The sequence below is a fragment of the Bifidobacterium sp. B4079 genome (assembly GCF_026537385.1).
Taxonomy (GTDB): Bacteria; Actinomycetota; Actinomycetes; order Actinomycetales; family Bifidobacteriaceae; genus Bombiscardovia; species Bombiscardovia asteroides_I.
The window spans coordinates 668,495-680,747 of sequence record NZ_JAFNMH010000001.1; the positions used below are offsets into that span (position 1 = coordinate 668,495).

A 12,253-nucleotide genomic window follows, 5' to 3' on the forward strand; every position below is an offset into this window, starting at 1 on the left:
GGACGGTCATTGCCCAGACCCGGCGTTTCCCTCCGGCCCGGCGGCCCTGTCCAGGATGGCCCTGATGGCTTCCAGACGGGGGCCCAGTTGACGCTCATAACCCCGATCATTGGGGTGGTAGTAGCGTCGTCCGACCAGTTCGTCCGGCATGTACTGCTGAGCCGCCACTGCATCCGGCGCATCGTGGGCATACTGATAGCCCTCGTGGTTGCCCCAGGCCTTCATCAGCTTGGTGGGAGCGTTGCGCAGGTGCAGGGGGACTTGGCCGATATGCCCGGCGTCCACGTCCTCCAGGGCCTGGTTGATGGCCAGGTAGGAGGCGTTGGACTTGGGTGCCGTGGCCACAGCGATGACCGCCTCGGCCAGGATCAGCCGGGCCTCTGGCATGCCCACCATGGCCACAGCCTGGGCAGCCGCGACCGTAATCTCCAGCACCTCAGGAGAGGCCATGCCCACCTCCTCGGCGGAGGCGATCATGATCCGTCGTGCGATGAAGCGCGGGTCCTCGCCTGCCCGAATCATCCGAGCCAGGTAGTGCAGGGCCGCATCCACGTCGGACCCCCGCATGGACTTGATGAAGGCCGAAGCCACGTCATAGTGATCATCGCCCTTCTTGTCATAGCGGACGGCGGCCACGTCCATGACCGAGGAGACCACCTTGGCATTGATCAGAGGCCGACGCGCACCCTTAGCACGAGGCCCGTCCTCAGTGACCGCTCCAGCCGCAGCCTCCAGAATGGTTAGGGCCCGGCGGGCATCGCCTCCGGCAAAACGCACAATTTGGTCCAAAGCCCCTGGATCCAGCCGTACCTGGTCTTTAAGCCCCCGCTGGTCCTTTACGGCCCTGCGGACCAGCTTGGCCAGGTCCTGGTCGTCCAAGGCCTCCAGCTTGACCACCACCGAGCGGGAAAGCAGGGGGGCAATGACCGAAAAGCTGGGATTCTCGGTGGTGGCTGCGATGAAAGTCACATCCCGGTTCTCCACGCTGGGCAACAGGGCATCCTGCTGGGACTTGGAAAAACGGTGGACTTCATCAATAAAGAGGACCGTCTCCTGACCCTGGCTGACCAGCCGCTCCCGAGCCTGGGCGAGGACCTGCCGCACCTCCTTCACCCCCGAAGTGACAGCCGAAAGCTCCTCGAAATGCCGCCCGGACTGTCGGGCGACGATGTAGGCCAGGGTGGTCTTGCCCACCCCTGGAGGGCCGAAAAGAACGACCGAGCTGGGAGCCGTCAGACGGTTGTTCGGATCCGACCGGGCCAGCCGCTCCAGCGGTGTTCCAAGAGCCGTGACCTTATCCTGGCCGACCACCTCGTCCAGGCTCCTAGGCCGCATCCTGACCGCCAGAGGCAGGGTATGTTCCTCGGGGGGATCCGCCGCCTGGAAGAGATCATCAACCATATGCAATACCTCGTTCCTCGGGGCCCCTATGGCTCCCCGCCCTCACCAGCATAAGCCTGCATCTGCCGCAATCAGAAGGACGAACGCGCTAGACTGGGAACTCATATGGCCGTATCGCCCAGCGCGTAGTTGGGTTCCGGAAACACGGTATGTGTACAGTTTACTGGTCATCAACCTGAATATCTTCAGGAAGGCCATAGGCAGCAGCAAAGCCGTCCGCCTGGGAAAAACCGGGACCGGCACAGGTCGGAACAATAAGGAGAATCGCCAGTGATCGCCAAGCATGTTCGCCAGGGATGGACCTCGGGTCCAGGCAGGTGGACCATGGGCCTGCTCGCCCTGGTCCTGGGGCTCTCAGCCCTGATCGTCGCCCCCTTGGCCACGCCGGCGCAGGCGGCCCAGAGCTCCCCCGCCTCGCAGGCGGTCCATGGACGCACCTTCCGTGTCGCCACCGACACCACCTTCGCCCCCTTTGAGTTCCGTGACTCGTCCGGGAACCTGGTCGGCATCGATATGGACCTGATCCGCAAAATCGCCGATATCGAGGGGTTCTCGGTGCAGGTCCAGTCCCTGGGATTCAACGCCGCCCTTCAAGCCCTGAACTCCCAACAGGCCGATGTGGTCATAGCCGGCATGACCATCACCGACCAGCGCAAGCAGGTCTACGACTTCACTGACCCCTATTTCGACTCCGGCGTACAGATGGCCATCGCCAAGGACAACGACCAGATCCACAGCTACCAGGATCTGCGCGGCACCGTGGTGGCCGTCAAGACGGGCAGCGAGGGCGAGGCTTTCGCCAAGCAGCGGGCAGCCCAGTACGGTTTCACAGTCAAGGCGGTGGACCAGTCCTCCACCATGTATGAGATGGTCAAGTCCGGAAATGCCCAGGCGGTTATCGACGACTATCCGGTCCTGGCCTACGGCATCGCCCAAGGCAACGGGCTGAAGACTGTGACCAAGAAGGAGCCCGGCGCCTCCTACGGAGCGGCCGTCCGCAAGGGCGAGAACCAGGAGTTCGTGGCAGCTTTCAACGAGGGTCTGGCCAGGATGAAGGCCAACGGCAGCTACAAAAAACTGGTCGATTCCTATGTGGGCAGCGGCCATTCCAGCAATAGTGCCTCCGCCTCCCGGCCAGGATTCTTTGGGCTGGTCCGCCAGGCCTTCCCTTCCCTGATGCTGGGTCTGCGCAACACCCTGGCCATCACGGCCATAGCCTTCGTCATCGCTCTGGCCATCGGCATCATCCTGGGACTATGGCGAATCAGCCCCAACCGTATCCTGTCTTGGATTGCCCGAATCTACGTAGCGGTCTTCAGAGGTACACCCGTCCTGGTCTGGGCCTTCTTCTTCTACCTGGGCGTCCCCCAGCTGATCGGCCACCGCATCAGCATCTGGCTGGCAGGCGCGTTGACACTGTCCCTGAATTCCGGAGCCTACCTGGTCGAGATCGTGCGTGGGGCCATCGACTCGGTTGACGTCGGGCAGATGGAGGGTGCCCGCAGCCTGGGCCTGACACGTCGTATGGCCCTGCGCCGGGTCATCCTGCCCCAAGCCGTCAGAATCGCCACGCCCTCCATCATCAACCAGCTAGTCATCATGCTCAAGGATTCCTCCCTGCTGCTGGCCATCGGCTTCGGCGAACTGCTCTATCAGGCCCAGCAGATCTACGCGGCCAACTTCCGCGTGACCGAAACCCTGTTCATGGTAGGAGTCATCTACTTCGTCGCCATCAGCGCCTTGACCTGGATGGCCAATATGCTCGATAGGAGGCTGCACCGATGAACTTCGAGGACCCGGACATGGACACCGGACGACTGACACGTCGCATCCGTCAGAACCAAAGTCGCCTCAGCCAGGGAAAGTCCCAGATGGCCGTATCCATCCGCGACCTGCACAAGCGCTACGGCGACACTGAGGTCCTCAAGGGGATCGACATGGAGGTCAAGCCGGGCGAGGTCATTTCCATCATTGGCCCCTCGGGCGCGGGCAAGTCCACCCTGCTGCGCTGCATCAACGCCCTTGAGATGCCGACCTCGGGCACGATCAGCGTCTATGGAATTGACATTTCCGATCCAAAGACCAACATTGACAAGCTACGCGAGCACGTGGGCATGGTCTTCCAGCACTTCAACCTCTTCCCCAACATGAGCGTGGCCGACAACATCATGCTGGCCCCCCGTATGCTGCACAAGACCCCCAAGGAGGATGCCCGGCAGCAGGCCCTGGACCTGCTGGAAATCGTCGGCTTGGAAGAGAGGGCGGACGCTCGGCCCACGGACCTGTCAGGCGGGCAGCAGCAGCGTGTGGCCATCGCCCGCGCACTGGCCATGCACCCGGACATCATGCTCTTTGACGAGGCCACCTCGGCCCTGGATCCGGAGATGGTGGGCGATGTTCTTGAAGTCATCCGCTCCCTGGCCGAGGGCGGCATGACCATGATTCTGGTCACTCACGAGATGGCTTTCGCCCGGGAGGTCTCCTCCAGGGTGATCTTCACCGATGCCGGGATCATCGAGGAGGAGGGCACGCCCGAGCAGATCTTCAGCCATCCGCAGAGCCCCCGGCTGCAGTCCTTCCTTTCCAAGGTCCTCTAAGGATCTGGGTCTAGATGTCCATCAGCTCCTCGATGGGACCCACCCGGTATTCCCTGAAGACCACCTGACCGTTCTCCTGAGTGGCATCCAGGTCCACGATGCCGGCAATGCCCCAGTCACGTTCGCCTTCCACATCGTCGAAGATCTGCTGGACCCGCCAGGTGTGCCCCTGACGCTCGTCCCGGTCATCCAGGCTGAAGAAGTCCGAAGACCGGGCCTGAGTATCGGTCAGGATCTGCTCATGATCCTGGTAGAGGTCGTCCAGCACGTCGCCCCAGGCTCGTATGCCGTATCCCCAGTCTGCATCCAGGTCGGCCAGGGCCTCCGGCCGGTCGGCGGCCACCAGCTCCACCCGCTGGAACATGGCATTGCGGACCAGCAGGGCCAGTCCCCGCCGGTCCGCCACCACCCGGTTTTCCACCTTGGGCGGGGCGGTATCCAAGCCGCTTGTGACTTCGCCATTTGCGGCCCTGCCTGCAGCCTCCCACTCATCCACCAGGCTGGAGTCCACCGAGCGCACGATCAGTCCCAGCCAGGCCAGGATGTCCTCCAGCCGCTCATCCATGAACTCTTCGGGAACCGTCCTGCTCAGAGCCCGGTAAGCATCGGACAGATAGCGCAGCAGGGTCCCCTCCGACCGGGATATTCCGTAGCGGGCGATGTAGCCGTTGAAGTCCGAGGCCGTCTCGATCATGTCCCGCAGAACGGACTTAGGACGGATCTCATAGTCGTTGGCCCAGGGAACGTCCCGACGGTAGCGGTCGAAGGCCTCCCCCAGCAGGTTCTCCAAGGGCTTGGGCCAGGTCACCTCCTGCAGGCGCTCCATCCGTTCCTCATACTCCAGGCCATCCTCCTTCATCTGCTGGATGGCCGCATCGCGGGCCTGCCGCTGCTGGGCCTTGAGTATCTGCCGAGGATCCTCCAAGGTGGCCTCGACCATGGAGAGCAGATCCAGGTCGTAATCAGGGTCCTCGGGATCCAGCAGTTCCAGGGCGGCCAGCAGGAAAGGCGAGAGGGGCTGGTCCAGGGCAAAGTCCTCGGGCAGATCCACGGTCGTGAAGTAGTCCAGGCCGCCGTCCGGGTTCCGCTCGGTCTCGATGACTCCGGTGTCGGTTAGGGTTTGGAAAATCTCGTCGGCCCGGTCCTGCAGATGCTCCTTCTGCTGCGGGGTCTGACGGGAATCCTCGATCAAATCCTCCACCCGCCTTCTGGCATCCCCGCCCTGGTCGACTTCGTTGAGGACCATGGCATGGGTGATCTTCAGGTGCGGCGTCAAGGTCTCGGGACGGGCCTCGATCAGCTTGTCGAAGGTCCCCTTGCCCCAGGTGACGAACCCCTCCTGGGGCTTCTTGCGTTTGATCCGCTTGAGCTTTTTTGGGTCGTTGCCAGCCTTGGCCACGGCTTTGGCGTTCTCTATCTCGTATTCGGGCGCCTCGGCCACAACCAGGCCACTGGTATCGAAGCCCATGCGTCCGGCTCTGCCTGCGATCTGGTGGAATTCCCTGGCTCGCAGACGGCGCATCTTGTAGCCGTCGAACTTGGTCAGCCCGGTCAGCAGGACGGTGTGGATGGGCACGTTGATGCCAACCCCCAGAGTGTCCGTGCCGCAGATGACCGGCAGAAGGCCATCCTGGGCCAACTGCTCCACCAGGCGCCTATACCTAGGCAGCATGCCCGCATGGTGGACCCCGACGCCGGTGCGCAACAAGCGCTGCAGAATCCTGCCAAAAGCCGTGGTGAAACGAGTGCAGGCCATGGCTTCCTTGATCCGGTCTCGCTGCCCCCGGTCGGAAACCCCCGTGCTGGATAGGGCTTGGGCCGTCTCCAGGGCGGCGTCCTGGGAGAAATGAACGATATAGACCGGCGAATCACCATCGGACATCAATGACTCCACAGTGACAGGCAGCGGGGTGTCCACATAACGGTAATCCAGCGGCACCGGCCGGGGGGCATCGGCCACGATGTCCACATTCACCCCAGTTTTGCGCTCCAGGTCCCGGGCAATCTGATCCACGTCGCCCAGGGTGGCCGACATGAGCAGGAACTGCACATCGGGAAGGGTCAGCAGGGGCACCTGCCAGGCCCAGCCACGGTCTGGATCCCCGTAATAGTGGAACTCATCCATGGCCACGCAGCCAATATCGGCATGCTTGCCCTCCCGGAGCGCCTGGTTGGCCAGTATCTCGGCAGTGCAGCAGATGACCGGGGCATCCGTGTTGATGTGGGTGTCGCCGGTGATCATACCCACACGATCGCGGCCGAGAATTGAAACCAGGTCGAAGAACTTCTCAGAAACCAGAGCCTTGATGGGGGCCGTGTAATAGGAGCGGCGTCCGGTGCACAGGGCGATGAAGTGCATGCCCAGGGCCACCATGGACTTGCCCGAGCCAGTCGGGGTCGACAGAACCACATGGTCTCCTGAAACCAGGGAGAGAACAGCCTCCTCCTGATGTGGCCAGGGAGTGATGCCCTGGGAAGCCACCCAGGAGAAGAAGCGGTCGTAGATCTGATCCTCGGTCAGATTGCGGGGGCCTCCCGCTTCGGGTACCAGGTCGCCCAGGGAGGCGGGCTGGTCAGTTGAGGCGGTTGAGGAAACAGCATGTTCTTGGACCATGCCCACCAGTCTATCCGGCCAGGCACACAAGTCCGGCCGGAGACTGGCTTCGGATCATAGGAGCTGAGGACTGTCAGTCCTTGTCCCTGCCCTCTTGATTCCTGCCCTCGTCCTTCTTCTCGCCATCGGAGCGGCCGCCGCGTCCAGGCTTGAGGAAATCCGGAATCTCCAGGCTTCCCTTGTGCGGATCCACCAGCGTGTCGGGCTGGGTCCTGTCATAGCCCTGGATGTAGCGGGTCTTCCTCCAGTGCTGAATGGAGGCGTTAGATCCACGGTGATGTGCATGGTACTGCAACGGCGCACCGCCGTACCGGTCCTCGTCCACCTCCTTGGCCACGGCTATCTGGTTGACATTGGAGGGATCCATGATGGCCACGGGCGCGACCGGCTCCACGAAGTCGGCGGGGGCGGCGGTGCGCTCCTGCATCTTCTCGGGCAACCAGCGGGCGAAGTGGGACAGCAGGAAGCAGACGAAGAAGTAGACCACAGAGGCCACCACCAGGGTCTGCAGGATGTTGAAGTACATGGAGCCCAGACGACGGGACTCCTGCAGCAGATCCGTGTACATGATGATGGAGCCCAGAGCCGTGTCCTTGAGAACCACGACCAGCTGGGTCACAGCCGCCGGCAACATGGCATAGACGGCCTGGGGAACCTCGATCTGCATCAGGGACTGGGTCCTGGTCAACCCCAAGGCCAAAGAGGCCTCGCGCTGGCCATTGGGCAGGTTGCCCACTCCCGAGCGGATCAACTCGGCCACCACGGAGCCGTTGTAGAGGATCAGGCCCAGAACGACGGCCCAGTAAGAGGCCTGACTGATTCCGGCAAAGGCGAACCAACGCCAGAAGAAGATCATCATCATCAGCACCGGGACTGCCCTGCAAAACTCCACGATGATGCCTGAGACTGCCCTTACCAACCCGTTGGGCAGCAAACGGCCGATGCCGAAAATGAACCCAAAGATGACCGAGCCGATCACTGCAACCACTGAGGCCTTGATGGTCAGCCAGAGCCCGGGCAGGTAGAAGTCCGACCAGGCTTCGTAGTCCAGGGCCGGGCGCCAGAGCTCCCAGCTCAGCTGGTTCTCACCCTCCGGTGGGTTGTGGAGCCTCATCAGCACCAGGATGACCACTATGGCGAAAATGACGGCAGCTATCCAGTTGACTATTCGTATGGTGCGCCGGCCCTTGGGACCGGGCTGATCAAAGAGCAACGAACTCTCATTGTCCTGTGACATGGCCGCTCACCTCCTCACTGCCAGCTTGTTGGAAAGATACGTGGTCAAAGCCCCAATGGGCAGAACCAGAATCACATAGCCCAGGGCGAAGATGAGGAAGATGGCCACGATGGCATTGGCGTGGAACTCGATCATCTCGCTCATCAGGGAGGAGCTCTCGGAGGCCACGGAGGCAGCTGCAGCCACGGTGGAGTTCTTCAGCAGGGCAATGAAAGTGTTGCCCAAGGGCGCCACCGACCCACGGAAGGCCTGGGGCAGAATGATCTGCGAGGCCGACTGGAAGAAGCTCAGCCCCAGAGCGCGGGCCGCCTCGGCCTGGCCCAGAGGCACCGTGTTGATGCCCGAGCGCAGAGACTCGCAGACGAAGGCCGCCGTATAAAGGGAAAGGCCCGTCACCGCCAGCCAGAAGAAGTTGACGGAGAATACCGGCGAGAAACTGATCTTGAGCTGGGCGAAGGCCCCCAGGACCATGAAGACCATGATGATGGTCAAAGGCATGTTCTGGAAGAACTCCACATATCCTCGGCCGACGGCCCGCAGGGATGAGATGGGCGAGATACGCATGATCACCAGGATGATGCCCAGGATCAGCGAGAAGAGGGCCGACCAGAGGGTCAGCTGGATATTGACCCAGAAGGCTGCTGGAATGTCGTAGTCGGAAAACAGTTCGATGATGGTTGACATCTCACTCCCCCTCCATGGGCCTAGGCGGGTTGTATCGGGGGTCGGGTTTGTAGTGGGTGCCCCGGGTGTTGTTCTCCAGCGCCCGCTGCCAGGAACCGTTGGCCTCCATCTCAGCCAAGGCAATGTTGATCTTGTGGGCCAGCTTGGTATTGCCCTTCTTGATGCCCACGCCGTAGTGTTCCTGGGTGAAGGGCTTGCCCACTAGCCGCAGTCTTCCCCGGGAGGCGGAGGCCAACCCGGCCAGGATGATGTCGTCAGTGGTGACCGCATCGACGATGCCGGAGAAGAGGGCGGTGGCGCATTCGGCATAGCCGGGCTGCTCCATCAGCTGGACCTCCTTGGCAAACTTTTTCTTGACGGTGACGGCCGAGGTGGATCCGGTCACCGAGCACAGGCGCTTGCCATTGAGGTCCTCGGGGCCGCGGATCTGATGGTCCTCCTTGCGCACCAGCAGGTCCTGGCCAGCCACGATGTATGGTCCGGCGAAGGAGACCGCCCGCTTGCGCTCGTCCGTTATGGAGTAGGAGGCCAGGATCATATCCACGTCGCCGTTCTGGAGCATGGCCTCCCGCTGCTTGGAGGGGGCCTCCTTCCAGACGATGTCGTCGGCGCTGTAACCCATCTTGCCGGCGATGTAGGTGGCCACGTCCACGTCGAAGCCAACATAGGTCCCGGCCTTCTTGAAGCCCAGACCAGGCTGGTCGAACTTGATGCCCACCCGGATCTTGCCTGCCTCCTTGTCAGAGCCGCAGGCCGCCAGTGAGACCAGACAACCCAGAGCGCACAGGATCGCGGTCAGATTCCTGGCCAGCCGTTTCAGCGGCCGGCCCATGCCATGCATACTTGCATTCATGCGGATATGCTTCCCTCCTGCTTCAGTGGGCCAGAATCTTGGACAGGAAGTCGGCGGCCCGCTGGGTCTTGGGGTGATCGAAGAAGTCGTCGGGGTCGTCCTTTTCCAGGATGCGCCCATCGGCCATGAAGACGATATGGTCGGCGGCCTGCCGCGCAAAGCCCATCTCGTGGGTCACACAGATCATAGTCATGCCCTCCTGGGCCAGTTGGATCATGACGTCCAGCACCTCGTTGACCATCTCCGGGTCCAGCGCTGATGTGGGCTCGTCGAAGAGCATGACCTTGGGCTGCATGGCCAGCGCGCGGGCGATGGCCACACGCTGTTGCTGGCCGCCGGAGAGCTGTGAGGGCATCTTGGAGGCTTGGGATTGCACGCCCACCCGGGCCAAGAGGTCCATGGCCAGGTCCTCGGCATCCTTCTTGGGCATGTGGCGCACCTTGATGGGCGCCAAAGTCATATTCTCCAGAATGGTCTTGTTGGCGAAGAGGTTGAAGGACTGGAAGACCATGCCCACCTCGGCTCTGAGCCGAGCCAGGTCGCGTCCCTCCTGGGGCAGGGGTTCGCCCTCGATCCTGATGACACCGGAGTCGATGGACTCCAGACGATTGATGGTCCGGCACATGGTGGACTTGCCGGAGCCCGAGGGTCCGACAACCACCAGCACCTCGCCGGTGTCGACCTGCAAGTTGATGTCCTTGAGGACGTGCAGGCGGCCAAAATGCTTTTCGACGTGGGCCAGCTCGACCAGCGGCCCGGACTTGTACTTGACGGGGCGTTCCGAGGCCGGTTTCTCCGGCAGAATCCGCTCCGACGGATGTTTGGTTGTTTCTCTCATATTGGGCAGTTTACTCATCCTTTGTTGCAGAACGGCCATAGAAACGGTTCTGCTGGAAAGCGGAGCCTTTGGCCAAGCGCGACTGATTAACTCCCTGGCGCATAAACGCGCATAAACAGTAAGGGCCGGTATCCTACAGGATTCCAGCCCTTGTAAACTCTGGTCGGTCAATCAGTGACGAAGTGCGCTCAGTCGGCATCCTCCTGATCCGGTTCCCAGTCCACGCCGGTCTCGGCGCGTTGCTGGTCGGAGATGGGCGCCGGAGCCCCAGTCATGGGATCCTGACCACCGCCGGACTTGGGGAAGGCGATGACATCGCGGATGGAGTCCGCTCCTGTCAGAATCTGAGCGGTCCTGTCCCAGCCGAAGGCGATTCCCGCGTGAGGCGGAGCGCCATACTTGAAGGCTTCCAGCAGGAAGCCGAACTTCTCCTGGGCCTCCTCGGGGCCGATGCCCAGCACCTTGAAGACCCGGTCCTGGATGTCGTCGCGGTGGATACGCACCGAACCGCCGCCCATCTCCTCGCCGTTGCAGACGATGTCGTAGGAGTCGCTCATGGCATGCTCGGGATCCTTGTCGAATCGGTCGATCCATTCAGCCGAGGGCATGGTGAAGGGGTGGTGCATAGAAGTCCACTTGGAATGGCCCACGGCCACATCGTCGTCATCCGGGTCGTCGGTGGGCTTGAAGAGCGGGAAGTCCACCACCCAGGTCAGGGCGAATTCGTCGGGCTTGAGCAGCCCCTGGCGGCGTGCGATCTCCACACGAGCCGCACCCAGCAGGGTCTGCGAGGCCTCACGGGGACCGGCTGCGAAGAAGACGGCATCGCCATCCGAGGCACCCACGGCCTCCTTGAGGCCCTGACGCTCAGCATCAGACAGGTTCTTGGCCACGGGACCCTTGAGGGTGCCATCGCCGGTGAACTGGACGTATGCCAGGCCTTTGGCGCCCCGCTGTCGGGCCCATTCCTGCCAGGCATCGAACTGTCTGCGAGGCAGGTTGGCCGCGCCCTGGTAGACCACGGCACCTACGTAGGGGGCCTGGAAGACCCGGAAGGGGGTGTCCTTGAAGTAGTCGGTCAGCTCGACGATGGGGTTGCCGAAGCGTAGGTCGGGCTTGTCGGAGCCGTACTTGTCCATGGCCTCCTGCCAGCTGATCCTCGGGATGGGCAGGGTGACCTCGTATCCTGCAGCCTTCCAGACCTCGGCAATGACCTGCTCGGCCATGGCCATGACATCCTCCTGGGAAGCAAAGCTCATCTCGATGTCCAGCTGAGTGAACTCAGGCTGCCTGTCAGCACGGAAGTCCTCGTCGCGGTAGCAGCGGGCAATCTGGTAGTAACGTTCGAAGCCACCCACCATCAGCAGCTGCTTGAGCAGCTGGGGGGACTGCGGCAGGGCGTACCAGGATCCGGGCACCAGACGGGCCGGCACCAGAAAGTCGCGGGCACCCTCGGGGGTGGACTTGATCAGGGTCGGTGTCTCGATCTCGCAGAAGTCCATCTTGTCCAGGGCGGCACGGGCGGCCCGGTTCATGGCGGCTCTCAAGCGGATGTTGCGCTGCATGGAGGGGCGGCGCAGGTCCAGATAACGGTAGCGCAGCCGCACATCCTCGCCAGGCAGCTTGTTCTCGGCCTCGTTCTCCAGGGCAGTGGACACCTGGAAGGGCAGGGCGGCCGACTTGGCAAGAACCTCGATCTTATCGGCCACAATCTCGATGTGCCCGGTGGACAGATGCTCGTTGTCATTGCCCTCAGGACGTTCGCGGACCTTGCCGGTGACCTGGATCACGTACTCGCTGCGCAGGGGGCGGGCTTCTTCCTCGTCATAGATGACGATCTGCACCAGGCCGGAGCGGTCACGCAGGTCGATGAAGGCCACGCCTCCGTGATCACGTCGGCGATCCACCCATCCGGCCACCGTCACCTGACGACCGACCATATCCTGCGTGACATCTGTGGCGTAGCTCGTTCTGTAAGCCGACTGGCCCATGCTTTCCTGTACCTCCATAATGCTCGGCCTGCCCCTGC

The 12,253-nt window shown here is 62.4% G+C and carries 9 protein-coding genes; 2 read left to right on the forward strand and 7 right to left on the reverse strand.

What is annotated here, in order from left to right:
* Positions 1-6 precede the first annotated feature (6 nt).
* Positions 7-1,401 carry a replication-associated recombination protein A gene (locus J3T95_RS02890; RefSeq protein WP_267450326.1) on the reverse strand — a complete coding sequence of 465 codons (1,395 nt, stop codon included), beginning with the start codon at positions 1,399-1,401 and terminating at the stop codon, positions 7-9.
* Between the two features lie 270 nt (positions 1,402-1,671).
* Here J3T95_RS02890 and J3T95_RS02895 point away from each other — a divergent pair, with 270 nt between their 5' ends.
* Entirely contained in the window at positions 1,672-3,186 is a 1,515-nt protein-coding gene (locus J3T95_RS02895; protein WP_267450327.1) for an amino acid ABC transporter substrate-binding protein/permease, read from the forward strand.
* 86 nt (positions 3,187-3,272) lie between these two features.
* Positions 3,273-3,998 carry an amino acid ABC transporter ATP-binding protein gene (locus J3T95_RS02900; RefSeq protein WP_267450578.1) on the forward strand — a complete coding sequence of 242 codons (726 nt, stop codon included), beginning with the start codon at positions 3,273-3,275 and terminating at the stop codon, positions 3,996-3,998.
* A 10-nt stretch (positions 3,999-4,008) separates the two neighbouring features.
* On the opposite strand, the gene J3T95_RS02905 is transcribed toward J3T95_RS02900, so the two are convergent.
* The 6 genes from J3T95_RS02905 to aspS form a co-directional block, all read right to left on the reverse strand.
* A complete protein-coding gene (locus tag J3T95_RS02905) occupies positions 4,009-6,612 on the reverse strand; it encodes a DEAD/DEAH box helicase (protein WP_267450328.1) in 2,604 nt (867 codons plus the stop codon).
* 73 nt (positions 6,613-6,685) lie between these two features.
* Positions 6,686-7,849: an amino acid ABC transporter permease gene (locus J3T95_RS02910; RefSeq protein ID WP_220237163.1), complete on the reverse strand. Its 1,164-nt coding sequence runs from the start codon at positions 7,847-7,849 to the stop codon at positions 6,686-6,688.
* 6 nt (positions 7,850-7,855) lie between these two features.
* Positions 7,856-8,533: an amino acid ABC transporter permease gene (locus tag J3T95_RS02915; RefSeq protein ID WP_220237162.1), complete on the reverse strand. Its 678-nt coding sequence runs from the start codon at positions 8,531-8,533 to the stop codon at positions 7,856-7,858.
* A 1-nt stretch (position 8,534) separates the two neighbouring features.
* Positions 8,535-9,365 (reverse strand): glutamate ABC transporter substrate-binding protein, encoded by an 831-nt coding sequence (locus J3T95_RS02920; RefSeq protein WP_220237394.1) that lies wholly within the window; start codon positions 9,363-9,365, stop codon positions 8,535-8,537.
* Positions 9,366-9,408: 43 nt separating this feature from the next.
* A complete protein-coding gene (locus tag J3T95_RS02925; protein WP_324123848.1) occupies positions 9,409-10,224 on the reverse strand; it encodes an amino acid ABC transporter ATP-binding protein in 816 nt (271 codons plus the stop codon).
* Between the two features lie 188 nt (positions 10,225-10,412).
* A complete protein-coding gene (aspS, locus tag J3T95_RS02930; protein ID WP_267450580.1) occupies positions 10,413-12,215 on the reverse strand; it encodes an aspartate--tRNA ligase in 1,803 nt (600 codons plus the stop codon).
* Positions 12,216-12,253: the final 38 nt, after the last annotated feature.

What these genes read in the sequence shown, in the direction of transcription:
- J3T95_RS02890 (WP_267450326.1), bottom strand. Translation starts at nt 1,401, where the DNA reads ATGGTTGATGATCTCTTCCAGGCGGCGGATCCCCCCGAGGAACATACC.
- J3T95_RS02900 (WP_267450578.1), top strand. Translation starts at nt 3,273, where the DNA reads ATGGCCGTATCCATCCGCGACCTGCACAAGCGCTACGGCGACACTGAG.
- J3T95_RS02905 (WP_267450328.1), bottom strand. Translation starts at nt 6,612, where the DNA reads ATGGTCCAAGAACATGCTGTTTCCTCAACCGCCTCAACTGACCAGCCC.
- J3T95_RS02910 (WP_220237163.1), bottom strand. Translation starts at nt 7,849, where the DNA reads ATGTCACAGGACAATGAGAGTTCGTTGCTCTTTGATCAGCCCGGTCCC.
- J3T95_RS02915 (WP_220237162.1), bottom strand. Translation starts at nt 8,533, where the DNA reads ATGTCAACCATCATCGAACTGTTTTCCGACTACGACATTCCAGCAGCC.
- J3T95_RS02920 (WP_220237394.1), bottom strand. Translation starts at nt 9,365, where the DNA reads ATGGGCCGGCCGCTGAAACGGCTGGCCAGGAATCTGACCGCGATCCTG.
- J3T95_RS02925 (WP_324123848.1), bottom strand. Translation starts at nt 10,224, where the DNA reads ATGAGAGAAACAACCAAACATCCGTCGGAGCGGATTCTGCCGGAGAAA.
- aspS (WP_267450580.1), bottom strand. Translation starts at nt 12,215, where the DNA reads ATGGGCCAGTCGGCTTACAGAACGAGCTACGCCACAGATGTCACGCAG.